The 22,880-nt window shown below is 49.5% G+C and carries 24 protein-coding genes; 4 read left to right on the forward strand and 20 right to left on the reverse strand.

From position 1 onward, the window contains the following. Positions 1 to 65 precede the first annotated feature (65 nt). Complete coding sequence (locus ACQY69_RS06515) at positions 66 to 371, forward strand: helix-turn-helix domain-containing protein (RefSeq protein ID WP_428259568.1); 306 nt, start codon at positions 66 to 68, stop codon at positions 369 to 371. Between the two features lie 327 nt (positions 372 to 698). On the opposite strand, the gene ACQY69_RS06520 is transcribed toward ACQY69_RS06515, so the two are convergent. The 9 genes from ACQY69_RS06520 to ACQY69_RS06560 all read right to left on the reverse strand — a co-directional run bounded on the left by ACQY69_RS06520 (position 699) and on the right by ACQY69_RS06560 (position 10,187). Beyond that, complete coding sequence (locus tag ACQY69_RS06520; protein WP_428259570.1) at positions 699 to 1,799, reverse strand: peptidoglycan DD-metalloendopeptidase family protein; 1,101 nt, start codon at positions 1,797 to 1,799, stop codon at positions 699 to 701. Between the two features lie 259 nt (positions 1,800 to 2,058). Beyond that, on the reverse strand, positions 2,059 to 2,925 hold the full coding sequence (locus tag ACQY69_RS06525) for a PHP domain-containing protein (RefSeq protein ID WP_428259572.1): 867 nt from the start codon (positions 2,923 to 2,925) through the stop codon (positions 2,059 to 2,061). 5 nt (positions 2,926 to 2,930) lie between these two features. After that, positions 2,931 to 3,479 (reverse strand): DJ-1 family glyoxalase III, encoded by a 549-nt coding sequence (locus ACQY69_RS06530; RefSeq protein WP_428259574.1) that lies wholly within the window; start codon positions 3,477 to 3,479, stop codon positions 2,931 to 2,933. Positions 3,480 to 3,482: 3 nt separating this feature from the next. Then, on the reverse strand, positions 3,483 to 4,409 hold the full coding sequence (locus ACQY69_RS06535; RefSeq protein ID WP_428259576.1) for an ABC transporter permease: 927 nt from the start codon (positions 4,407 to 4,409) through the stop codon (positions 3,483 to 3,485). A gap of 2 nt (positions 4,410 to 4,411) precedes the next feature. After that, a complete protein-coding gene (locus ACQY69_RS06540; protein ID WP_428259578.1) occupies positions 4,412 to 5,485 on the reverse strand; it encodes an ABC transporter permease in 1,074 nt (357 codons plus the stop codon). Continuing rightward, positions 5,485 to 6,993 (reverse strand): ABC transporter ATP-binding protein, encoded by a 1,509-nt coding sequence (locus ACQY69_RS06545; protein ID WP_428261028.1) that lies wholly within the window; start codon positions 6,991 to 6,993, stop codon positions 5,485 to 5,487. The genes ACQY69_RS06540 and ACQY69_RS06545 overlap by 1 nt, the downstream gene beginning before the upstream one ends. A 151-nt stretch (positions 6,994 to 7,144) precedes the next feature. Next, entirely contained in the window at positions 7,145 to 8,248 is a 1,104-nt protein-coding gene (locus ACQY69_RS06550) for a BMP family ABC transporter substrate-binding protein (RefSeq protein WP_428259580.1), read from the reverse strand. A gap of 216 nt (positions 8,249 to 8,464) precedes the next feature. After that, the gene (locus tag ACQY69_RS06555; RefSeq protein WP_428259582.1) at positions 8,465 to 9,037 is read right to left on the reverse strand and encodes a xanthine phosphoribosyltransferase; all 573 of its coding nucleotides are present in this window, start codon (positions 9,035 to 9,037) and stop codon (positions 8,465 to 8,467) included. 10 nt (positions 9,038 to 9,047) lie between these two features. Beyond that, positions 9,048 to 10,187, reverse strand: coding sequence for a hypothetical protein (locus ACQY69_RS06560; protein ID WP_428259584.1), 1,140 nt, complete (start codon positions 10,185 to 10,187; stop codon positions 9,048 to 9,050). A 211-nt stretch (positions 10,188 to 10,398) separates the two neighbouring features. Here ACQY69_RS06560 and ACQY69_RS06565 point away from each other — a divergent pair, with 211 nt between their 5' ends. The 3 genes from ACQY69_RS06565 to tnpC all read left to right on the forward strand — a co-directional run bounded on the left by ACQY69_RS06565 (position 10,399) and on the right by tnpC (position 13,834). Beyond that, the gene (locus ACQY69_RS06565) at positions 10,399 to 11,442 is read left to right on the forward strand and encodes a hypothetical protein (RefSeq protein ID WP_428259586.1); all 1,044 of its coding nucleotides are present in this window, start codon (positions 10,399 to 10,401) and stop codon (positions 11,440 to 11,442) included. Between the two features lie 218 nt (positions 11,443 to 11,660). Continuing rightward, positions 11,661 to 12,170 carry an IS66 family insertion sequence element accessory protein TnpB gene (gene tnpB, locus ACQY69_RS06570; RefSeq protein WP_428257568.1) on the forward strand — a complete coding sequence of 170 codons (510 nt, stop codon included), beginning with the start codon at positions 11,661 to 11,663 and terminating at the stop codon, positions 12,168 to 12,170. A gap of 77 nt (positions 12,171 to 12,247) precedes the next feature. Continuing rightward, positions 12,248 to 13,834, forward strand: a complete 1,587-nt coding sequence (tnpC, locus tag ACQY69_RS06575; RefSeq protein WP_428259588.1) for an IS66 family transposase — start codon at positions 12,248 to 12,250, stop codon at positions 13,832 to 13,834. An 88-nt stretch (positions 13,835 to 13,922) separates the two neighbouring features. Here the strand turns inward: tnpC and ltrA are convergent, their stop codons facing one another. The 11 genes from ltrA to ACQY69_RS06630 all read right to left on the reverse strand — a co-directional run bounded on the left by ltrA (position 13,923) and on the right by ACQY69_RS06630 (position 22,757). After that, complete coding sequence (gene ltrA / locus ACQY69_RS06580) at positions 13,923 to 15,206, reverse strand: group II intron reverse transcriptase/maturase (protein WP_428259086.1); 1,284 nt, start codon at positions 15,204 to 15,206, stop codon at positions 13,923 to 13,925. Between the two features lie 822 nt (positions 15,207 to 16,028). Further along, complete coding sequence (locus tag ACQY69_RS06585) at positions 16,029 to 17,183, reverse strand: MBL fold metallo-hydrolase (protein ID WP_428259590.1); 1,155 nt, start codon at positions 17,181 to 17,183, stop codon at positions 16,029 to 16,031. Then, a complete protein-coding gene (locus tag ACQY69_RS06590) occupies positions 17,155 to 17,418 on the reverse strand; it encodes a hypothetical protein (protein ID WP_428259592.1) in 264 nt (87 codons plus the stop codon). Before ACQY69_RS06590 ends, ACQY69_RS06585 begins: the two co-directional genes overlap by 29 nt. A 12-nt stretch (positions 17,419 to 17,430) precedes the next feature. Next, a complete protein-coding gene (locus ACQY69_RS06595; protein ID WP_428259594.1) occupies positions 17,431 to 17,694 on the reverse strand; it encodes a hypothetical protein in 264 nt (87 codons plus the stop codon). A 13-nt stretch (positions 17,695 to 17,707) separates the two neighbouring features. Then, positions 17,708 to 18,688 (reverse strand): SPFH domain-containing protein, encoded by a 981-nt coding sequence (locus ACQY69_RS06600; protein WP_428259596.1) that lies wholly within the window; start codon positions 18,686 to 18,688, stop codon positions 17,708 to 17,710. A 10-nt stretch (positions 18,689 to 18,698) separates the two neighbouring features. Then, the gene (locus tag ACQY69_RS06605; RefSeq protein WP_428259597.1) at positions 18,699 to 19,148 is read right to left on the reverse strand and encodes an NfeD family protein; all 450 of its coding nucleotides are present in this window, start codon (positions 19,146 to 19,148) and stop codon (positions 18,699 to 18,701) included. A gap of 25 nt (positions 19,149 to 19,173) precedes the next feature. Then, on the reverse strand, positions 19,174 to 20,328 hold the full coding sequence (locus ACQY69_RS06610; RefSeq protein ID WP_428259599.1) for a hypothetical protein: 1,155 nt from the start codon (positions 20,326 to 20,328) through the stop codon (positions 19,174 to 19,176). 517 nt (positions 20,329 to 20,845) lie between these two features. Then, entirely contained in the window at positions 20,846 to 21,187 is a 342-nt protein-coding gene (locus ACQY69_RS06615) for a hypothetical protein (protein WP_428259601.1), read from the reverse strand. An 18-nt stretch (positions 21,188 to 21,205) separates the two neighbouring features. Further along, positions 21,206 to 21,949 (reverse strand): peptidoglycan-binding protein, encoded by a 744-nt coding sequence (locus tag ACQY69_RS06620; protein WP_428259603.1) that lies wholly within the window; start codon positions 21,947 to 21,949, stop codon positions 21,206 to 21,208. After that, a complete protein-coding gene (locus ACQY69_RS06625; RefSeq protein WP_428259605.1) occupies positions 21,949 to 22,464 on the reverse strand; it encodes a DUF2829 domain-containing protein in 516 nt (171 codons plus the stop codon). Before ACQY69_RS06625 ends, ACQY69_RS06620 begins: the two co-directional genes overlap by 1 nt. Next, on the reverse strand, positions 22,464 to 22,757 hold the full coding sequence (locus tag ACQY69_RS06630) for a phage holin (protein ID WP_428259607.1): 294 nt from the start codon (positions 22,755 to 22,757) through the stop codon (positions 22,464 to 22,466). The genes ACQY69_RS06625 and ACQY69_RS06630 overlap by 1 nt, the downstream gene beginning before the upstream one ends. Positions 22,758 to 22,880 lie beyond the last annotated feature (123 nt).

Genomic DNA, 22,880 nt, shown 5'->3' on the forward strand with positions numbered 1-22,880 from the left:
GGTATAATAGAGGTATATACTATAGGACATGGGATCAATCACTATAAAGGGGTCACAATACGGATATGAACGATAGTTTTATAAGGGAACGGATTTCGAATCTTCGTCTGAAAAAAGGAGTTTCCGAATACAAGATGAGCCTGGATCTGGGACACAGCAAAAGTTATATACAGAGCATTTCATCCGGTAAATCTTTACCGTCTCTCACGGAGTTTCTCTACATATGTGATTATCTGGGCGTCACACCAAAGGAATTTTTCGACACGAAAAATGACGAGCCGATACTTCATCAGGAGTTGTGCGAAATATCCAAGAGCCTTGATTCATCGGATCTCGAGCTGTTGATAAGATTGGCTGAGCGATTGTCGTGATATATGTTGTGAATGCACCAAAAACATTCTGTCGCACCATTTTTATGGTGCTTTTTTGCCATTTCAGATAACTTTTTAAAATGCGGTGCACCCATAAGCTCCGGCAAAAAATGTATCGTGGGTGCAGATTGCCCCTATCTTCGTCAAAAAATGCACTCAAGACATGGGCTGATCACCATGTCTTGAGCATATCGTCTCCGGGAGAGGCCGGGAAAAGCCACGATTTGCACCTAAAAAGCATCAAGAGCCTGGACTTTAGGTGCATGAGATGAAGTGGATAGAATGGATCACATCCGATGTGGTGATCTCAATGCCTCTGCCATTAATTCACAGCTTCAAAAAATCAAGCGGGTCCACACAGTTTCCGTTTATTATCACTTCAAAATGAAGGTGAGGACCGGTGGAATTACCTGTCGAACCCACCAACGCGATCTTCTGACCGCGGCTCACCTGCTGGCCTGACGAGACCAACAGAGCGCTGCAATGAGCATAGTAGGTCTGCATCCCGTTGCCATGATCTATTTTGAGGAGGTTGCCGTAACCTCCGCCGTCTCCTGAAAAGTAAACGCGCCCGTCATCGGCCGCATATATAGCGCTTCCCTGCGCGAGGCCAAAATCCACACCGCTGTGGAGCCTGCCCCATCGCTGTCCGAATCCTGATGTGATATGGATAGTGTCCAAAGGTGTGGCAAGTATTTCATAGACGGCGTCCGGATCATAGGACACGCCCTCGTCACCGTAGTCTCCTGATCCTCCGCCGTATCCGTCGTAAGTCTTTGTCCCGGTCAGGATTATCTCTTCCTGTGGTTCCCTGATTATTTCCTCATCCAGTACCTCTTCCTCCACCGGTTGGCCATTTTCCCGGACTATCTTCTTAGTCACTGCCTTCGTTCCTTCCCGGCCCTCTACCTCTACTCTCTTCTCTCCCACATACATATCGGAATCCGGCTTATATTCCTGTCGGAACTCTATCGCTACCTGCTTAGTCTGTTCTTCAGTAGTCCTCACCGTGAGATAACTGTCACCGTCATTGCCGCTGACGAGGACCTGTTCCGCCTCCTCCTCTGTCAGGATGTCAGGAGGCACGTCGCCGTTCTCGATATCCATTTGCTCCGATGACGTCTGTTCTTCCACTTCAACATCGAGGACATTCTCTCCGCTGCTACGATATTTCTCAACTACACCCATGACCACGTCACGGGCCGCTTCCTGCGACTCTACAAGAGCTACCTTCTCGCCGTCCACCGTTATATACCAGGGCGCAGTTATCACTTCACCGTTTGACAGCAGGACCGGCATATCTTCTCTTTCCGGCGCCATCGCCATGCCTGCCGCCACGGAGGCTGCCGCCAGCAACGCGCCCAACACGATGATGATCACCCAGCCCCTGCGGGGGACGGGTACCGTACTTTCAAAATAGTTTTTCATATATTTTCCTCTGCGTTTTATTCCCGGTGGGAAATAATTTCCTTAACTATTATTCCCAAAGTACGCTCCTTCATACGCAAAGAGAAATATCCGGCCTTAAGCCTTACGATATCAGGATGGACGTCAATACCGCAAGCCACAGAAAACGAGGTGAGCAATGAGCAAAGAGCCTGCGGCAAAGCGTTGCAAAAAAAAACATCAACGCCGCAGAGCCGAAGCCCTGCTCCGCGGCGTTGATGCCAAATATTTTCAGTTTTCTTTAGTCTGTAACAGAAAGAAAAGGATTCTTCCGTATCCAGTCTTGCTCCTGGCTGTAATCCGGTCCGTGGAAATCAGAGCCTCTCGTTATCCACAGGCCGTGGCGATGGGCCATCCCGGCAAAACGGCCGGCCTGCTTTTCATCCTGGTCCGGATGATAGCATTCCAGTCCGCCAAGCCCCTGATCCGCCAGGCTGACCACCAGCTTTTCCACAGCTCGGTAAAAATCCTCGGATCCGGTGATCCCCATGCCTTTTATCTGTATGGGATGAGCCAGGACTGGGATCCCGCCGGCTCCTCTTATCAGCGATATAGCCTCAGAGGATGAGAAGGGTTCCTTTTTCACGGCCCTGGCCCGGCTGCTCTCCAGGAACCGGCCGGGACTGAAGGCTTCCCGGTAGTCGGCGATATACCCTTTTTCCACCATGGCGCGGGCGATGACAGGCTTCCCCACGTAGCCGCCGGGGTGTCGCTCCTTCAGCTCGCTCAGCGACAAAGGATATCCCATATCCGTCAAAGCCTTCAGCAGCCCTTCGTTACGACGCTGTCTGCGCCTGTCCAGCTCTTTCATCACACGCCTGAAATCCCTGTCCTCCAAATCCATGCCATATCCAAGGATGTGAAGATCAACGCCTTGTTCCGTCTCCGTATCCAACTCTATGCCGGGGATGACCCGCACGCCGTTTTTCCGTCCGGCATCGACAGCTTCTTTCACACCACCAATACCATCGTGATCCGTTATGGCGATGTCTGAATATCCCATTTTCCCGGCTTTTTCCACTATGGCCCCCGGACTGGACTGACCGTCAGAATAATAAGTATGGATGTGAAGATCGGCTTTCCCCATATCAATCATCGATAATTTCATACCACTCACTTGCGCTGATACAGCAAATCTTCCGCGATCTCGTCAGAAGCAGCCTTCCCTTTGATAGCTTCCACCAGAGCAAGGGCGAATTCCATGGCGAGAGCCGGGCCTCGTCCCGTGATGATATTGCCGTCCACCGTCACGGCAGCGCCTGTAGCTTGCGCCCCGGTCAGAGTATCTTCCATGCCGGGATAAACAGTCGCCTTCTTTCCTTCTATGATGCCGCAGTGTCCCAATATCATCGGCGCGGCGCAGATGGCCGCCAGCTTCTTACCGTTCTCGGCGAAACACTTTATGTGCGTCAGCAGCCCTTCATGAGCCTGCAGGTTGGCAGCTCCCGGCATCCCGCCCGGCAGCACTATCATCTCACAGTCCTCGTACTCCGCGTCCTCATAAAGGATGTCCGCCGTTACCGGCACACCGTGAGTCCCTGTAACAACTCTATTTCCCGTTACGGACACGGTCTGCACATCTATTGATGCCCGTCTGAGCACATCTACAGCCGTCAGCGCCTCTATCTCTTCAAACCCTTCTGCCAAATGGACATATATCATATATCATCTCTCCTCTCTGAAATAATTGTTGCCAAGATCAGCCGGAGGCTGACTTTCTTTTTTCTTCTTATATGTACTGAATATGACTATCAGTATGGTCGCCACGTAAGGAATCATATCCACCAGGTACTGAGATACGTTGAATCCCATGGCCTGGAGCCTGAGTCCCAGGATGCTGAGGCCGCCGAAGAGGGCCGCGCCGAAAAAACCTTTGATAGGATTCCACGCCACGAATATTACCAGGGCTACCGCTATCCAGCCGCGGCCGTTGACGATATTCTCCTGCCATATGGGCATCCTCACCAGGGAAAGATAGGCGCCGCCCAGACCGCATAGAGCTCCCCCTATCAGTATATGGATATATTTGTAAAGAGCGACATTTATGCCGGAGGCGTCAGCCGCCGCATTGCTTTCGCCCAGGGCTTTGAGATTCATCCCCATCCTGGTCCTGTACATGTACACGGCTGCCAGCCCGCACATTATGTAGCTGAGGTATACGAACAGGTCCTGCTGGAAGAATACAGGTCCGATGAACGGGATATCTCCCAGAACAGGTATGGATATCTTTCCAAAGAAAGATATCACCGAAGACGGTGCGCTCATCCCCAAAAGAGGCTGTCCCACAAACTGAGCATAGCCTGTGCCGAATATGGTCAAAGTGAGCCCGCATACTATCTGATTAGCCCTCAGGGTCACAGTCAGTATAGCATAGATCAGCGCCCCCGCAGCTCCCGCCACTGCTGCCGCCAATATGGCCACCACAGGGCTTTCCGTATTCATAGCTGCCAGGAATCCCATCACGGCACCTATCAGCATCATGCCCTCGACCCCCAGATTGGTGCTCCCTGATTTTTCAGTTATCAGCTCGCCCAGCGTGGCGAAGACCAGCGGTGTTCCCGCAACCACACATGCCGCAAGAAAATCTGTCATGACTACGCCACCTCCTCTTTGTTTCTGCCTATGTGAACCTTATATCTCATGAAAAACTCGCTTCCCAGTATGAAGAACAATATCAGTCCCTGTACTATATCAGCTACGGAGCTTGAGACTCCCAGAGCTATCTGTATATAATCACCGCCCTGCAGCAATACAGCGAAAGCTATACATATGATAAAGGCCGAGACAGCGTTGAGCTTGGAAAGCCATGCCGGTATTATGGCTGTAAAACCGTAGTTGTTGGCGATACCGTACACCAAAGTTTTCTCGACGGCTGAAGCCTGTATCATCCCCGTGATGCCGCAGAGGCCTCCCGAAACTATCATGGCCGTTATTATTATACGGCTTATGTTCATTCCCGCATACCTGGCCGTTTCTATACTTTCACCCACTACAGCGATCTCGTATCCCTTCTTGGTGTGCTTCATGAAAAAGTACACGGCCACCGTCGCCAGTATAGCGAATATCCATCCTATATGGATACCTCCCAAAACAGGAAGTCTGGCACTGTCCGGGAACATCTCTATCCTGGGGAATCCGTTGACGGACGGATCTCTCCACGGGCCATACTGGAGATAGGTTACGAACTTGATGGCCACGTAATTCATCATCAGAGTGAAAATAGTCTCGTTGGTCCCCAGCTTCGCTTTGAATATGGCCGGTATGAAGGCCCATATGCTGCCGCACAGCGCCGCTGCTGCCATCATCATCAGCAGCATAAGCGGCTGAGGCGTATCGGGACTCAGGTTGAGAGCCACCCAGGCAGCTCCCAGAGCACCCATGGTTATCTGGCCTTCGGCGCCGATATTCCAGAATTTCATCTTGAACGCCACTATTATGCCCAGCGATGTGATTATCAGCGGCACGGCCTTGACGATAGTCTGCTTTATCCTCAGCTCAGTCCCTACGGCTCCCAGTATCACTTCCTTGAAGATATGGAAAGGGTTGAATCCGAATATAGCCAGTATGATGCCGGCGAACACCATGGAAAGCAGCACCGCCAGCACCGTTATCATTATCTCCTTGCTCTTTGGCAGGTCGTCTCGCTTGGTCAGTCTTATGAAATTCATCACGCGCCCACCTCCTCATCGGCGCCGTCGAGGGATTTTCCCGTCATCAGCAGCCCTATATCTTCCTTAGTCACCTTGTCCGGATCCACTATCCCCGTCACCTCACCGTGGCACAGCACTACTACACGGTCGCACAGATCCATCAGTACGTCCAGATCTTCTCCCACGAACAGCACGCCTACTCCTGCCGCTTTCTGTTGATTGAGCAGCTCATATATCTTATATGACGCGCCGATGTCCAGTCCTCTGACAGGGTAGGCTGTTATCAGCACTCTTGGCGACGAATCTATCTCCCGTCCCAGCAGCACCTTTTGAACATTACCTCCCGACAGCTTCTTGACCGGGGTATATATGCTGGGAGTCTGTATATCCAGTTCCTCCACGATCTTCTTCGCTTTCTCGACACAAGGCCCCCTGTGGAGGATGAATCCCGGCCTGTTCTGATAGTCCTTGAGGATTATGTTGTGAACGATATCCATTCCTCCTACCAGTCCCATCCCCAATCGATCCTCAGGTATGAAGCCCATCCTTATACCCAGCTTTATGATATCACGGGGAGTCTTCCCCACTATGTTCTCTCCGTCGAAGAATATACGTCCCTTCTGGGTCTTCACCAGTCCCGCGATGGCCTCGCACAGCTCCTTCTGGCCGCTGTTGGCTACACCGGCCACACCGACGATCTCGTGGGAATTTATATCGAAACTGACGCCTGAAACAGCCTCCTTGCCTTCTCCGTTGAGAACGGTGATCTCATCCAGCTGCAGCAGCGGCTTCTTATCGCTGAACTTCTTCTTTTCTATGGAAAGATCCACCTTCTTGCCTACCATCATCTCGATGAGATCGGAGACTTCCGTTTCTCCGGTGACGACAGTTCCGATGGAGCGGCCTTTCCTCAATACCGTAACTCTGTCGGATATCTCCATCACCTCGTTGAGCTTGTGAGTGATGATGACCACAGAACATCCCTGCTCCTTCATGTTCCGAATCACCCGGAAGAGCTTCTTTATCTCCTGAGGAGTAAGCACTGCTGTAGGCTCATCCATTATCAGTATCCTGGCGCCGCGGTACAATACCTTTACTATCTCCAGAGTCTGCTTTTCCCCTACCGACATATCGTAGACTTTCTTATCTGGATCTACATCGAGACCATATCTGTCGGAAAGTTCCTTTACCTCTTTGGCCAGCTTCTTCCCGTGAACGAAAAAGCCGGCAGGCTGTCCTATGATGACGTTTTCCTTGGCCGTCATCACGTCCACCAGCTTGAAATGCTGATGGATCATCCCTATCCCCAGCTTGATGGAATCCTTCGGAGACGAAAACCGAACTTCCTTTCCGTCTATCCTTATCTGTCCCGTATCCGGGGTATATATCCCTGCCAGCATGTTCATCAGCGTAGATTTCCCTGCGCCGTTTTCACCCAGGAGCGCGTGGACTTCTCCCTTTCTTACCGACAGGTCCACCGCGTCGTTGGCTTTATGGGCGCCGAAGCTCTTGCTGATATTTTTCATTTCGATTGCAAGATTCTGCTCCACTGTATTCCTCCGTACATTGCATCGTTGTTTTCCGCATAAATAGTATAAGGGGAACTGAGCTGTTCCCCTTATTAATATACCATATTACGTCTTCCTTTTGAAAGATTTTAATCGTATGATCCGATATTTAGTTGGAAGTGGCTGTCACGCCTTCAACTTCCTTGTTTATCTGCCAGATTTCCTCGTCTGTCAGCGTCTGTCCTTCCTCACAGAGAAGGGTGCCGTCGGAGTATCTTATCTCTCCGGAGAACACTTCGAATTCACCGTTCTCCATCTGCTCCTTCACGTCGTTTATCTGCTGAGCCACATCTTCAGGAACCGCAGACCCCAACTCGTCGAGACAGATCATGCCATCGGCCATGGAGCCGTAGTAGCTGAAAGGCTGATTACCTGACGGAGCAAATTCCCCGTTCAGCACTTTTTCAAATGTGGAGGAGAAGTAACCTTCTATATCCCAGTAAGGAGCCGTTATATAATAATCTCCCGCTACATTGTTGGCAACGTTCCAACCTGTGGTATAAACGCCTGCCTCCGAGGCAGCCAGCTGTGTAGCCGTGGAATCGGCGTGATACGTCAGTACGTCGCAATCCGCCGCGATCAACTGCTCTGCTCCCGTTCTCTCGATCTCGGCATCGCCCCACGTATTGATGTAGATGACTTTGACTTCGATATCAGGGTTTATGGCCTGAGCTCCCAGCGTGAAGGCATTGATACCTATCTGTACTTCAGTGTACGGGAACGCTGCCACGTATCCCAGAACTCCCGTCTCACTTACGGAAGCCGCAGCCATTCCGCTGAGATATCTGGCCTCCTCCATGGAACCGAAGAAGTTCTCCAGGTTGGTCTCGTTCTGATAAGGGCCTGAGAAGTGCAGGAACGTGATATCGTCGTAATCTCCCGAATTAGCCAGCTCGTTGAGCACTTCACCGTAGCCGAAGGAGCATCCTACGATTATGGTGCATCCCTGGTCGATAAAGTTGGTTACCGCGTCTCTGATTGCCTGAGCGTCATTCTCGCCCAGATTCTCCTTGATGAGCAGCTCCAGGTCATTGGCTTCAGTTGCTGACTGAAGGGCTTCATTCATGCTCTGGGTAAAGCCTCCATCGTTGACGTTGCCGATATAGAGGGCTCCCACCTTGCCGTTGCCGCCGGTGGCTTCATTTTCGCCACCGCAGGCCGCGAGAGCGAATACCATTACCACGGCCAGCAAAACTGTCAGTAATTTCTTCATTGTTACCTCCGTGTAAATCCATGTGATGTTTCTTACCTATCTATTATACTGGTTATTTGCCGCCAGTCCAACAAATAAATTGATTTTTTGTAAAATTTCCGTCATATTTTAGCTTTTCAAAGCTGCGGAAATCCGCTACCCACCCCTTCCTCCAACTAAAATGAGTCCGGATACTTCCGGACTCTCAACTGTATGTATTCACATTCCTGTCCAGCGCTATTCAAAGATTATATTGCCGTCGGATATCTCCTTTATCACAGCCAGCGATTCCACGGTATAGCCCTTTTCCCTGAGCTTGTGACTGCCACCCTGGAAACCTTTCTCGATGACTGCGCCTATGCCGACCACCGTGCCTCCGGCCTGCTTCACTATCTCCGCAAGAGCCATGGACGCCTCTCCGTGGGCCATGAAGTCGTCGATTATCAGGACTCTCTCACCGGCCTTCAGCAGATCCTCAGCCACCCTGAACTTAGATACCGTTCCCTTAGTAAAAGATCTGGCATCTGCTTCATAGAATCCGTCGTTCATCGTGCTCGGCTTGGCTTTCTTGGCAAATACCACCGGCGGATACCCGAAGCACGGCGCCGTAAGACATGCCACGGCGATACCGCTGGCTTCCACCGTCAGTATCTTATCTACCTCGCTGTCGGCAAATCGCTTCCTGAATTCAGCTCCTATCCTCTCAAGGAAACCGATATCCAGCATATGATTGAGAAAGTGATCTACCTTTACTATCTCGGTGCCGATGGCGACACCCTCATTCAAAATCTTTTCCTTTAGTTCTTTCATCGCTGACCGGTTATTTTTCGTCCTTAAACAGATCTTCCAAGCCCTCGAAAGAGATCTCTCCCGTCTCCTCCGCAGCTTTTTCCCCGCTGTTTGCAACTTCCTGCGGGATGCTTCCCGTTGCCGGAGCCGCCTGCTCAGGGACCTTCTCCGTCTTTTCTTCCTTCAGCTCCGGAAGATCTACTTCTATGTCTTCCAGCTTCAGCTCCTGTGCATCTTCCACCGATGCCGCGCCAGCTGCAGACGCAGAAGCGCTATCAGCCTCCACTGTCACATGCTCAGGCATAAGATCTTCAAGTCTCAGTCCGCCGGTCTCCCCTTCAGATCCAGTCTCGACCGCCGCTGCAGCCGCCGGTGCCGTTTCCTCAGCTGCCTCCGGCTGAATCTCAACAGGAGCTGCCGGTATCTCCGCCGCTGCAGGCTCGTCCATATGTATCTCCGGAAGCTGCTCATCCGGAACGTTTATTTCTTCAACGCCTTCGTCCATTACAGGGAAATCGACAGCTTCAGGAGTATCGTTCACTGTCCATACGGAACCTTCATCATCTGCCAGCTTGCTTTTGAGGCTGTCCACTCGTCCCGCCGTGCGAAGGATATTGGTCTTTATCTCAGCAAACTCTTCCTCCATGGCGTTTATCTGCTGCTTATACTTATTCTTGAGAGCCTCAGCCTTTTCCTTTTCAGCCTGTACCTCGGCCTTCATGGCCGCCTTTTCCGCTTCAACGGCCTCTCTCGAAGCATTGAGTTCCCTGGTGATGGCCTCCTTCTCGGATTCCATACCGTTTCTCATCTGCTCCAGCTCCTTCTCCTGCTTGGCGACCTGATCCCTGCCCTCCGCAAGGATTGTCTCGACCTCCGTCTTCGCCTGGTTGATGATCTCGTTGCTGCTCTTCTTCGCCTCCATGATCAGACTGACATACAGCTCGTTGTTATCGTCATATTTCTGATATCTTTCTCTGAGTTCGTTTATCTCGCCTTCATAGGCGTTCTCCAGTTCCTCTATATTATTCTCATACAAATCGCACAGTTGCTGCATGCATTCGTATACATCGTCTTTATCGAATCCCCCTTCAGCGTTCTTCCTGATGTTCATATTTTTAAGGAGACCGATAACCGTTTCCCGTCTCTGCTCAGTTAAGGCGCTCTTATTCATTTCCGTAACCTCTTTTTCTTCTCATTTTGTTATAAATATGAAAATAATTACTTATATTATAACATCATTCAACCGGTTTGTCTTCCTTTATTTGTAATTATATCGCATTTTTTATTGACTTTTCATGGTCAAAAAGGTTACCATAAAAAAAAGGTCTTTGAAAAAGAGCTTGAAATTCTCATGAAATTTATACAAAGTTGAGGTCATTATCATGAAAACTATCGAAATAATATCAGGAGAACAAAGAGCGATATTCACGACGAGATCCGTCACATTCGATGGGAAAGAATTCCTTTACATCAACATGACCGACGTGTCGAACGATCCCGATGCATGTGTCTATACATTTACATATGACAACGAAATAAAGCTGCTGCCTTACGAGGCGAAGGACGCGGCTGTTCTCAACGCCATATTCGGCCAGGTAATGGGCATGGCCGCGAAAAAGGCCACCGGAAAAGCTAACGGTGCGCCTGCCTCCAAAAATGCGGCAGATACAGTCCCAAGCAGCACTGCTGCCGAAACAGAAACAACGCCGACACCGGAGCGACCGGAACAGGCAGCGCCTGATGATACCGGAACGTCCGAAGCACCGCAGACCGGCTCTCCAGGCGACCTCCAGTCGCCGGATGGACAATCGCCGGACAGACAGACAGCGGACGGGCAGGAGACCGCACCGCTCAACGAAAAGGAGGCAAAGAAAGCCGAAAAGGAACGGCGCAAGGAGGAGAAACGCAGAGAAAAAGAGAGGAAGAAGGCCGAGAAAGCTGCCGCTAAAGCCAGGAAGGCAGAAGGAAATGAGGATCCGGCTGTCGTGACTGCCGGTCAGGCCGCCGATGTCAATGCCGTATCCGACAGTGCTTCCCCTCAGGATGCCGCCGCCAGCGAAAGCGACGAGGCCGCCAATGACACGATCAGCGGGGCTGTCACAGGGAGTGAAATTCCCGGCACAGTCACAGACGACGGAACTGTCACAAGCAACGACCCAGGCGAGGGTCCGGAAGAACAGGAAAAGAAGAGCGAAAGATTTTCCCTCTTCAAAGATGTCGACGATGAAGATGAACGTGCGGAAAAGAGCGCCAAGTTCAAAAAATCCATCATAATATTCGCAGCGGTGGTTGCCGTGATAGCGATACTTGCACTTATCTACTTCTTCGTGTTCGGGACCAGCGACGATCCTTCGTCCATCAATCCTTCATCGACAAATTCGCAGACGTATGATGATATCGACGAACTGATAAACGATCTGCAGTAAACACAGTGATCATATACAAGAAACAGACAGAAATATGGCTGCCTCACCGATGAGATCTTCCCGTCGGCAGGCAGCCTTTTATCTTTTCCCGGCAGTCGGCGGATCGACGGATTATCGCCAGACGCTGTCAGGATGTAAGGGTCAAAACATAGGCACATTGAAAAAAAGAGAACAAGGTAGTATGCTACTAAGTAGCAACTACAGGAGGAATAGCACATATGTGGCGAACATCGGATGAGTGGGAGAAAATAATCAAGGAAGCGTATACAAGTGACCTTCCCTTAAAAAGATGGTGCCTGGAACACAATATAAAAGATATTACCTTTAGAAAGGCCCGGGAAAGGCTCCTTCGAGAAGGGAAATTACGATTTATGGAAGAAAAAGTCCTGTTGCCCATAGATGAGAGTAGGAAGTGGGTACGATTGCCATCAGAAAACATCCGGGCAATTCTCGTTTTAGAACCTATCAGAGGGAATCTGTCTATGGAGTCCATGGCATCTATCATAGCGTTCGATCTGGATCTGCCCCTGATACCGGGGCAGATATTCTTCTTCATAGAAAAGAAATGGAAACAGATCTATGCGCTGAAGATATGCAAGAATGGATATTGCCTTTTCAGCAGAAAGCTCGAATACGGAACATTTTACTGGCCAAAATCTCACAGTTACGCCCGTGATTTCATGTACAGATATGAATATGACAGGCTTCTCAAAACCATTGAAAATTAATATGGAAGGATCCTTAAAACCATGGAATAGTCCTTAAAATCATTGAAATTTCAATGGTTTTTTGATATAATAAAGTCATGAAACAGATAGATCTTTCATCCATGACAAAAGCAGAATTGGAAAAATATGCACTGGACACCTCAAGAAAACTGGATGAGGTTTCAGCAGAGCTTGAATATTACAGAAAGATGTTTCGCCTTAGTCAGGCTAAGAGGTTCGGAAGAAAAAGCGAAAAGTCTTTAATAGATGACGGGCAGCAGGAGTGCTTTTTTAATGAAATAGAGAAAGAAGCCGATCTGAGGTTGCCGGAGCCAAAAGCGGAGAAAGCATGTCCTGTTCGCAAGATTAAACGAAAGGGAAAGAAAGACGCTTTTATCAGTGCCTTAAGAAAAACGGATCCTGTAGAATATGTGCTTACAGAAGAAGAGCAGCTCTGCCCTGTATGCGGCCATAAGCTTCATGAGATGACCAAAAGGATCCACCGCGAAGTGGAGATCATCCCGGCAAAGGCAGTTGTGCGTGAGCATATACAGCATATATACAGCTGCAGGAACTGTGAAAAAAACGGAACCGAAGCTACGATCATCGCCTCTCCAATGACGAGATCTCTGCTTCGTGGAAGCATTCTGTCACCGTCACTTGGTGCATACGTCATAACAAGGAAATATGAAAACCGTGATCCTCTGGATAAGATATCTAAAGATCTTAAGCGCTATGGTGTAAACATCAGCAAAGCAACCCTTTCAAACTGGATGATACTTCTTACGCAGAATTATCTTAAGGCTGTTTACGACAGGATGTACGAGAAGCTCCTGTCATATGATATCATCCAGGCTGACGAGACGAGCCTGTCGGTGCTGAGGGATAAGACGCGGGAAAAGAGCTACATGTGGATGTTCCGAAGCGGAAAGGGTATATCACCTATCGTGCTTTATCATTATGCGGATGGCTCTCGTGCAGGCTATGTCCCGGAAACATTCCTTAAAGAATATCACGGATACCTGCAGACAGACGGATATCAGGGCTACCTGAGTGTGAATGATGATATCATCCACGTAGGCTGTCTGGCCCATGCGAGGCGGTATTATGCAGACGCGCTAGAGGTGTTAAATGATAAAGGAAGTCCCGGGGCCTTAAAGATAAAGGAAGGGATCGTATGGTGTGATAAGCTGTTTCTTTTAGATGCCAAGTGCCATGAATTATCTACCGAAGAAGAACGAAGTGAATTCAGAAAGACCACGATGCGGAAGGTATTTGAGGGCTTCTTTGCGTGGGCGGAAGAAGAATCACAAAAGCCACTTCCCAAGGGGCTTTATCTTAAAGCGCTGAATTACACGATAAACCAGAGGAAACCATTGATGAATACCCTCCTTGATGAGAGGCTTGAGGTTTCCAATAACAGGAGTGAACGTGCGATAAAGCCGTTTGTGATGGGCCGTAAGAACTGGCTGTTCTGCAATACGCCAAGAGGGGCAAAGTCAAGCGCAATTCTGTATAGCATTGTGGTAAGCGCCATAGAAAATGATCTGCTGCCATTTGAATATCTGAGCTATCTGCTTGACCAGCTCCGTAGGATCGATCTGAATGATAAAGAAGCCATAGACAGCCTTATGCCATATTCAGAGCAGTTACCTGATACATGCAGAAGAAAAGAAAACGAATAATCGAGTAGGAGGAAATTCCTCTGATTGGGGAATTTCCGACCTCTCACACCACCGCTCATGCGGTTCCGCAAGCGGCGGTTCAACCAACTTAACATATGACACGCCTTTCGGCGTAGTAATTACTCATGGAGACTAGCCCAAATGTGGTTAGTCTTTCATTGCTTATCGCTTTATGTACCCAGCCGTTATGCGCAAGCCTCGCATAACGGTCTCCACTGTAGGCAATTTTGTATGCCGCCCAGCGGGGTACGTCCAGCTTCATCAGGTTCTTTGCCCTATTCTGCGGTGTTTTCCAATGCTTCCAAATACACATCCGCAGACGGTAGCGTATGTTTCTGTCCAAACGCTCACATAATCCCTTCATGCTCCCGATTTTGAAGTAGTTTATCCATCCTCGGATAAGCTGGTTCAGTTTCTGCACTTTGTAACTGTTGCTCACTCCCCAGCTCCTGCATGTCAGCTTCTTCATCTGTGCTTTGAATTTCGCTACTGCTTTCGGGTGCGGTCTGGCTTTATATCCTTTGGCTAATGTGTCATAGTAAAATCCAAATCCGAGATACTTGATTCCTTTGGGCTTGTCCACCTTGCTCTTTTCAGCATTTACTTTCAATCCCAGCTTTTCCTCAATAAATCGGGTAGCACTTTTCATTACCCTCTCCGCCGCCTGCTTACTTCCTACCATGATAATCAGATCGTCCGCATAGCGCACGAAATCCAACCCTCTTGCCTCAAGCTCTTTATCCAACTCGTTCAGCATGACATTTGCCAACAGCGGCGATATATTCCCTCCCTGTGGTGTGCCGACAACTGTATCTTCATACTCGTCATCGATCATCACTCCACTGGCCAGAAATTTCCTTACCACTGAGATAACGTCTCCGTCCTTTATTGTCCGTCCGAAAATCGTCATCAACTTGTCATGGTTTACCGTGTCGAAGAACTTTGCAAGGTCGATATCCACTATCCAGCTATGCCCATCGTTCATCATCTCTAATGCTTTCAGCACTGCCTGTTGCGCACACCGATTCGGTCTGAATCCATAACTATGCTCGTGAAACTGCTCCTCGAAGATTGGCGTGAGTACTTGTGTTACTGCCTGTTGTACAAACCGGTCAACTACCGTTGGTATTCCAAGGTTTCTTGTCCCTCCATCTGGTTTTGGTATCTCCACCCGTCTAACTGGCTGCGGTTTGTACTTCCTTGTCCGCAGCTGCTTCCTGATGTTTTCGCCGTTTTCCGCAAGATATGCGCCAAGCTCTTCAACGGTCATCCCGTCTACGCCTGCCGCTCCTTTGTTTCTGACGATTTGCAGATATGCCGCATTGAGGTTATCATTGCTCACTATCTGCTCCATGAGACTTCTTGTGTCCATGCGTTGTTTCCTTTCTGCCCCTTTTGCCTTTGCCGCCTTTGATGTCATCGACAGGCGTTTGCTCCGGCTACGAAGTGGAACGTACTTCAACTGATTGATTGTTCGGTCCTTCGCTCCATCCCCATTACAGGAACTTCTTCACTACTACGACCTCTGCTGACTTCTCACAGTTCGTTGTTACTACGGCTAATGAGACCGCCTGTGAGACCTCCCCGCTTAAGGTGCGGACTCTTTCCCTCCATATACCTGCCACATTTACTGGTACTTCCAGCAACTTTTGGACTTCGATGTTTCTTGCCGTCTTATCCGTATTTCCCAGCCTTATATGTGGTTTCTGTCCGTCAGGTCAGAGGTTTGCCTACAGCTTCCTTCAGATTTCACCTCACGGTGAACACCCTTGCTGTTCAGCTATGTGCTTCGTCGTTGCCTACGCGCACTCGGGACTTTCACCCGTTAGAGCCCGCCCATGGCGGGCGAACAAGAAACAATCCCCTTGTTCACATCTCTGTGAACAAGGGGATTGTTTTACCTTGTGCCTATGTTTTGACCCTTACGTCAGGATATACCTTCGCGATAGTTTCGCATGTTTTTCCACTCGATTTTCGGTAAAAATATCCTGACTTACGTAAGACACCGTATTCACGATATTTTAAAGGAAATTTTCTCCAAAAATTATCTCTGAACAATTCCTGAATATCAATTGACGATATTCCACTATGCCACCGACAGCCAAAAAGGCTGCATATTATCGCGAAGGCCACTGCTGAGACGCATTGAGGATATTCCGGCTATCCTTACCTCGAAATCCCATCCTAAAATCCCTCAGCTGCTCCCATCCGGATGGCACAATCCACACGGCTCATATCCCGCTTTCTCCGCAGCGGCTCTATCGGTGAAATAGACGCGGTTCTTTTCCTCGGGCAGACCTCCGCAGTCGGGAGAGTGATACTTTTTCGAATTCACATTGCCGATATACGACGCTTCCTGATGATCCTCGGAATACGGTCTGTCAGCTTTGGCGCCTTCACAGTTGAAGGTGATCTCCTCGCCGTCATCCACCGCTATCACAGTCCCCTGCAGGTCTGTCCTGAAGACTTCCGCTCCCAGGTCATTGAACCTGCTCAGCGTCTCCTCATGAGGATGACCATACATATTGTCTTCTCCACACGATATCACCACATATCTGGGATTCACCTCCCTGAGGAAATAATAACTGTTTGATGTACTGCTGCCGTGATGTCCTGCCTGCAGCAAATCCGCCTCCAGTGTGGCACCGCTTTCTATCATCTCGCGTTCCGGCCCGCTTCCGGCGTCCCCTGTAAAAAGCATGCTGTTCTGTCCGTGATCGATACGAAGACAAATGGACATATCGTTTTCATCATCACTGTCGCTGACAGGGCCCAAAAACTCGATACCGCACTCTCCCAGCTGCGCCGTATCTCCCGGCTTGGGAGCCTCGACGTTTATACCCGCCTGCTCCACAGCCTGCCTCAGGCTCCCCTCGATGCCTTCATCGTAACCATCGAGCATATATACCATGTCTACCGTCACCTGCGAAAGGACAGCTTCCCCTGAGCCTATATGATCCTCGTGAGGATGGGTGAACACCATGTACTTGAGCCTTTCGATCCCCAGCTCCGCAAGATAACCGGTGATGAACTGAGCATCGTCCCTGTTGCCCGCGTCTATCAGCATTGCTTCTCCCCTGGAAACAAGCAGTGTAGCATCCGCCTGCCCCACATCAAAAAAATATGCCGTCAGATCTTCCTCAGCCGGCAGATATATTCCCTGACTGTCAACGGAGCCTGTCTCCCCTGCCGCCGTTCCCGCCGAGCACGACGCCAACAGCAGCATTACCGTAAAAAGCGGCAAAAGCAGCAACAGCGCTGCCCTCCTGCAGGCAGCGCTCCCACCACACTTTCCTTTATCGGTTTTTCGTCTTCTCATATCAAAGCACGACGGATATATACGTCCCATCATGTCCCTCCGCGTGTATTATCTCAAGCCCTTTGTTCTGTCTGAATATATCCTTGCATTCCCTGAACATCGTCACCGCCAATTCCCTGGTGATAAATGAGTCATAAGGAGGCCCCATCTTCTCCCGGCCTTTTTCAAAAATCGATTCCGGCATGTTATTGATCGCCAATTCGGCCATGGCAAGAGGCACCGGCATGGAAAAATCCGTATTTTTCGTCTTAACTACTATCTTCATCTTCGTCCTTCATTACTCCACAAAGACGCGAAGCCGCGTTCCGTCGACCGCGTCGATGGTGATTATATCCCCTTCTGTTTCCGCTTCGAGACATTGTTCGACAGTCCTCATCAGATCTTCCAGTTCCATGCCATCCAGCTTTTCTCTTGGGACAGGAAGCTTCCCAGTCGTCCCGATCAGCCTTTTCACAGCAGCTACAGGAAGCTGCACCTTCACTTTATCTCCCCTGGGATCGTCGGCGGTTATCCTGAACATCCTTTTATCATACGGTATCATCTGCGGTCTCCCCTCAGCGATCCGTTTCAACTGTGCCTGACTCGGCAGCTCCCAGAGAATACTTTTTCGGTTTCCCATCTCCGTCTACTACGATTCCCGTAAGAGCGCTGGCAAGTCCCGCCATACCCTGTATCTCCGCAGGGATGATTATCTTGGTCGCTTTTCCGTCGGCGGCCTTTTCAAAGGCTTCCAGGCTTCTCAGAGTCAGAACTTCCTTAGTGGCCTCTGCCTTGCTGAGCATCCTGAGTCCCTCTGCCGTCGCTTCCTGCACCATCTTTATCGCCTCTGCTTTACCTTCCGCTTCCTTTATGGCTGCCTGCTTGGTAGCTTCCGCTTCCAATATGGCCGCTTCCTTGTTTCCTTCCGCGATAAGGATAGCCGATTTTTTCTCTCCCTCTGCCCTGAGGATAGCTTCACGTCTTTCTCTTTCGGCTCTCATCTGCTTTTCCATAGCAGTCTGGATATCCTCCGGCGGATTTATGTTCTTCACCTCGACACGGTTTATCTTTATCCCCCACGCGTCGGTGGCCTCATCGAGAACTATCCTTATCTTCGAATTGATGTGCTCGCGGCTGGTGAGTGTACCGTCCAGCTCCAGTTCCCCGATGATGTTTCTCAACGTCGTAGCTGTCAGATTTTCTATGGCCGCCATAGGGTTTTCCACACCATAGGCATAGAGCTTCGGATCAGTTATCTGGAAATAGATCACTGTATCTATTTCTATCGTAACGTTATCCTTTGTTATCACCGGCTGAGGCGGGAAATCGATGACATGCTCCTTGAGAGACACCTTCCTGGCCACTTTATCTATCAACGGTATCTTGAAATGCAGACCCACCTGCCACGTAGCGTAATACGCGCCAAGCCTTTCCAGTACATAAGCGTTTGCCTGCGGAACTATTCTTATGTTGGTCACTATCAATGCGATGATGATGCCTATGAGCACTATTATCGCGAAAATACCTCCCAGTGATATTCCAGCACCTGAAAACATTGTTATCCTCCTATCTCTTTTCTTCCACCATAAGGGTAACACCCTTTATCGACTTTATAACAACAACGGTATCTTTTTCTATGGTCTCGCCTTCAGCGCACACTGCTGACCAGACCTTGCCATCCGCCCTTACCGCGCCCGGTTCCAGATGAGTCACCCGTTCTTCCACGATACCCTCTGATCCCGGCAGGGCTTCCACATTGGTCCTTTCGACTCTGTTATTGAATTTATTCCTGACGATAGGCCTCATAATCGCCAGCATGATCACAGAGACCGCCAGAAAAACGATCACCTGCACTGGCAACGGACCGCCTACCATAGCCGCAACAGCTGCCGCTACCGCCCCTCCCGCGAACCATATGGACGTGAGCCCCTGCGTAAGAGCTTCTATGATAGTCAGGACCGCGGCTGCTACCAGCCACAGAACTGCCGCGCCTATTGTTATCCCAGCAATAGTCATATCGTTCCTCCATCTCTAAGCTTCGTCAACTTCGTCTTTTCTTCCTGCGTTCAAGATCCCGCATAGTCCTTTCATATTTATCCAGCAATTCCTGCATCTCCGCCTTCGTCACCAGCCCTGATTTCCTCAGGGTCTCCAGGCTTTCCACATATCCACTGCCATGTCGCCTGCCACCATTGCTTACGGTCGCCGGCTGTCTCTGCCGATCATGATTTTCTCTCTTAGAGCTGCCGTTTTTCTTCCTGTCCTTTTCCGATTTTTTACGTTCTTTCGCAGTGTCCTTCTTTCCCGGCGACAGATCCGCCTGCTGCCATCTGGCTTTCGGATAGGATGTACGCGCCCTCCTGGCTCTCCTCTTTATCGCCAACACCACGATCATTATCACGATTACAAATATAAGAGACATCACGACCGATATCACACTCGAAAGCACTGCTCCCGAGTCTGTCTCGCTGTCCGGATGATATGTATCATCGAAGCTGCTTTCTTCCGCATCTCCCATCAGTATATCATCGTATCCGAAGTCGTAATACTCGGCCGCTATCGGCTCCGCCCATTCATCCAGCTGTTCTGCCGTCATCGTCCCGCCCTGGTCGTTTCTGAAGAGGAGGATGCGGTCCACCACTGCTCTGGTCTCGTCTTCGTAGGAGTAGTTGTAGGAGCTTCTGGCGGAGAAATACACCAACTGCTCATTCGCGCCGGCTCCGCTCCCCACAGTTACCATCAGCTTCAGATACGTGTCCCAGGTGAGATCGGCCAGCTCCGGCTCCGCAACAGTTATCTGCTCTCCCGGATACAGCTCGCCGTAAAGCGCTTCTATCATGCCACGACCCTGTTCTTCGTAGTATCTTTCCGCATCACCGCTTGAGCTGTCAAAATACACAGATTCTGTCGTTTCACCAGGATGATAATAGAGGTCGAATACGACACCATCGCCCTGCGAAGACGCAATAAGCTCGAACCCGCTGTCCGACGACTCATCCGGGGCTATTTCCTCCATATCCCACCCGTCAGGAAGATAAAAATCTATATTATTATCTCTGACATAGTGAAGCTCATCAGCATAGACTCTCTCCGCCGAAAACGCCTGCAATACAAAAATAATTAACAGAACCGCCGCAAAGATCTGCGCTTTCAGCGAAACTTTTCCACATACTTTCCGTATCGCTTCTCCATCCACTTCCCAGTCTCACCTCCGCTCATTGCCTCATAAAAACAAGAAAAACCCGGACAGCCTCATCGGTCCGGGCGATTTCCGGTGAAAAGGCGGGCACTCCCCGCCGCTTCATGACTGTTCCCAAATCCCATAGCCAGTATATTTTTATTATAATATAAATATATATCGATTGCAAAAGATACGGATGTCTTTTCACCTGGATTTAACTGGGAGTGCTTTCACAGGGCAGCGTATCAGTGCATGAGGTTGATGGCTTTTGCATGATTTATTTTCATGCTTTTTACTATTTTTCGCAGGAACTCACAGGAAACGATGAAAAAAGCACGTTGGAATTTCAATGCTTCCAGCGTGCTTTTTCATTGATATTGGTGGAGCATAGGGGGTTCGAACCCCTGACCTCATGACTGCCAGTAAATCCACGCTTTTCAGTGTCTCTATAGCATACAATTCGATTTTTACAACTTTTTTACAACCATATATATAATGTAGGAAAAAATCCCCGGCCTTCGCCGGGGACACTCTATTTTATATATCCATCTGTTCCAACATAATATGGGTTCCACTTTGTGCGCTCTGGCACTATAGGCAGTTCCATGCATTCTTCGTAGATGCCCGTTACTATGCCATTTCCACGCAATCTATTATGATACACGTCGTACATCTCGCTTAGATCGTTCCGTTCCTCCATCGTTATTTGGTTGGTAAGAATATAGAATTTACCAAAGCGGCGTATTTTATCCCGCATATCCGTTCGGAGCGTGATAATTACGCTGTTGAACATGCGGACGGCCCACACCAGCACACCGGCTGCGAGACTGGCGACGCCGGAACAAATTATCGCTACCATATTTTCTTGTATCATATTCCACATAGGCAGCACCTACACATTTATATGTACAGCGTTACCCATCTGCGCTGTGTTGGCATAGCTGTAGGCTGCACCGTACTTATACGCCAGATTCACAACGGCATTTCTTCCCGCTCTGGTGTTGGTTACGCCTGGGATATAAATATCCGCCGCCTTGCCCTTGGTATGAGCCGAGCCAGACACGCCTCCCACCTGTTTATTTCTTGTAGCACAACGCTGGCCGGATGTGATCGTTATCGACTTACCATAGTACGCTCTAATCTTTTCTAGTATGTTGAGCAACTTTGCCGATGTGTTCCCTGCCGGATATCCATTGCAGTATCTACCGCCACAGCTGCACTTAAACTCGCTCTTCGCAAAATGCGCAGAACTTCCGCCGGAGGCCGTACTGGTGGAACCGGACGAACCCGATCCGCTACGCAGCTTCGCCCACGTAGCCTGTCCAGCGCATCCGTCTGCTGTCAGGCCCAGCTTTTTCTGCGCGGTCTTTATGGCCGCTGCAGTCTTCTGCCCCAGTACGCCGTCAACGGTCAGGCCTGCGCCGTATTTGTTCAGCAGCGTCTGTAACTCCTTGGTTACTGCCACGGCCTTAGCGTTCGTCTTCGTCCCCCAGATACCGTCCTGCGACAAGCCGTATCCTCTCTGGAATTTCTTTATGGCTGCCTTGGTGCCGGAACCGGATATTCCGTCCAGCTTTCCAGTATAATAGCCATAGTTATATTTTAGAAAATACTGTCTATATAAAACCGATATCATTACTCTACATCTCCTTTCAAACTTTTCGCAAAGACCCAATCTTCAGCAAGCATGTCAGCCTGAGAAGCAAGCCACCCCATCTGCACGCCAGATGTTCCAACAAATGCAATCGCCTGGTTTCCGATTGCGTTATGGTTACAGTTATGTTTCTCTCCGTCCGGAGTCAGATAGCTGATATTCTTTGCCAATTCGATATACTGTTTTTTTCCGTTCCAGCCCTTGCGAGCAACTTTCAATCCTCGTTTAAGGTATCTAATCGCATCAGAGAAACCGAACATTGCTTCACCTCCAAGCTGAGGGCAGTTCTTCTCGTCAGCAAGTTGCCATTCATCAGAGCAGATATTAAGTGCGGTATATTCAACCATCTTTGTCGCTCTAATATCCAGTTCCTCGCCATTCTTGGTGTGCATTATAATAGTCTCTTTGTCTGCATCCCAATACCAATATCCGCCCCATGAAGGAAGCTTTATCTTTGCCCCTTCTTTCATCTTTTCGAACGCTTTTTTAAACTCCATTACTCTACATCTCCTTCCTCAACTTCTTCAAACACAGCTCCATCGCTGCCGTCACCGTCCTCTTTAATTGCTTTCAGTGTATTCTGCGCTTCCTGCGCCGCCGTGGTCATGTTGTTGTTCTTCCACCACGACCATATAGCCGACAGGCCGCCGGCAGCTATCGTAAGCCACTCAGTCACCGCTGCTTCGTCAAATGGTATCGGGTTCTTCCCCGCCAGCGTCAGCACCATGTTTATCATCAGCACTGCCATTACAATCAGTCGTATGATTGCGTCTCTCTTCTGATTTTTCATAGATAATTCCTCCTATCCTTGCAATTTACCCAAGGATAGCAAAACGCCCTGAGAGCTTTCGCCCCCAAGGCGTTTTGGCTGTAAGATTTTTCACGAAAAGAAGTAAAGCATGAATATGAATAC

The organism is Gallibacter sp. Marseille-QA0791, from assembly GCF_965119705.1.
In the GTDB taxonomy this organism is placed as follows: Bacteria; Bacillota; Clostridia; order Peptostreptococcales; family Anaerovoracaceae; genus Lentihominibacter; species Lentihominibacter excrementipullorum.

Bases quoted from the DNA above. Each gene is read 5' to 3' on its own strand.
- ACQY69_RS06515 (WP_428259568.1), top strand. From the start codon at position 66: ATGAACGATAGTTTTATAAGGGAACGGATTTCGAATCTTCGTCTGAAA.
- ACQY69_RS06520 (WP_428259570.1), bottom strand. From the start codon at position 1,799: ATGAAAAACTATTTTGAAAGTACGGTACCCGTCCCCCGCAGGGGCTGG.
- ACQY69_RS06525 (WP_428259572.1), bottom strand. From the start codon at position 2,925: ATGAAATTATCGATGATTGATATGGGGAAAGCCGATCTTCACATCCAT.
- ACQY69_RS06530 (WP_428259574.1), bottom strand. From the start codon at position 3,479: ATGATATATGTCCATTTGGCAGAAGGGTTTGAAGAGATAGAGGCGCTG.
- ACQY69_RS06535 (WP_428259576.1), bottom strand. From the start codon at position 4,409: ATGACAGATTTTCTTGCGGCATGTGTGGTTGCGGGAACACCGCTGGTC.
- ACQY69_RS06540 (WP_428259578.1), bottom strand. From the start codon at position 5,485: ATGAATTTCATAAGACTGACCAAGCGAGACGACCTGCCAAAGAGCAAG.
- ACQY69_RS06545 (WP_428261028.1), bottom strand. From the start codon at position 6,993: ATGAAAAATATCAGCAAGAGCTTCGGCGCCCATAAAGCCAACGACGCG.
- ACQY69_RS06550 (WP_428259580.1), bottom strand. From the start codon at position 8,248: ATGAAGAAATTACTGACAGTTTTGCTGGCCGTGGTAATGGTATTCGCT.
- ACQY69_RS06555 (WP_428259582.1), bottom strand. From the start codon at position 9,037: ATGAAAGAACTAAAGGAAAAGATTTTGAATGAGGGTGTCGCCATCGGC.
- ACQY69_RS06560 (WP_428259584.1), bottom strand. From the start codon at position 10,187: ATGAATAAGAGCGCCTTAACTGAGCAGAGACGGGAAACGGTTATCGGT.
- ACQY69_RS06565 (WP_428259586.1), top strand. From the start codon at position 10,399: ATGAAAACTATCGAAATAATATCAGGAGAACAAAGAGCGATATTCACG.
- tnpB (WP_428257568.1), top strand. From the start codon at position 11,661: ATGTGGCGAACATCGGATGAGTGGGAGAAAATAATCAAGGAAGCGTAT.
- tnpC (WP_428259588.1), top strand. From the start codon at position 12,248: ATGAAACAGATAGATCTTTCATCCATGACAAAAGCAGAATTGGAAAAA.
- ltrA (WP_428259086.1), bottom strand. From the start codon at position 15,206: ATGGACACAAGAAGTCTCATGGAGCAGATAGTGAGCAATGATAACCTC.
- ACQY69_RS06585 (WP_428259590.1), bottom strand. From the start codon at position 17,183: ATGGGACGTATATATCCGTCGTGCTTTGATATGAGAAGACGAAAAACC.
- ACQY69_RS06590 (WP_428259592.1), bottom strand. From the start codon at position 17,418: ATGAAGATAGTAGTTAAGACGAAAAATACGGATTTTTCCATGCCGGTG.
- ACQY69_RS06595 (WP_428259594.1), bottom strand. From the start codon at position 17,694: ATGATACCGTATGATAAAAGGATGTTCAGGATAACCGCCGACGATCCC.
- ACQY69_RS06600 (WP_428259596.1), bottom strand. From the start codon at position 18,688: ATGTTTTCAGGTGCTGGAATATCACTGGGAGGTATTTTCGCGATAATA.
- ACQY69_RS06605 (WP_428259597.1), bottom strand. From the start codon at position 19,148: ATGACTATTGCTGGGATAACAATAGGCGCGGCAGTTCTGTGGCTGGTA.
- ACQY69_RS06615 (WP_428259601.1), bottom strand. From the start codon at position 21,187: ATGATACAAGAAAATATGGTAGCGATAATTTGTTCCGGCGTCGCCAGT.
- ACQY69_RS06620 (WP_428259603.1), bottom strand. From the start codon at position 21,949: ATGATATCGGTTTTATATAGACAGTATTTTCTAAAATATAACTATGGC.
- ACQY69_RS06625 (WP_428259605.1), bottom strand. From the start codon at position 22,464: ATGGAGTTTAAAAAAGCGTTCGAAAAGATGAAAGAAGGGGCAAAGATA.
- ACQY69_RS06630 (WP_428259607.1), bottom strand. From the start codon at position 22,757: ATGAAAAATCAGAAGAGAGACGCAATCATACGACTGATTGTAATGGCA.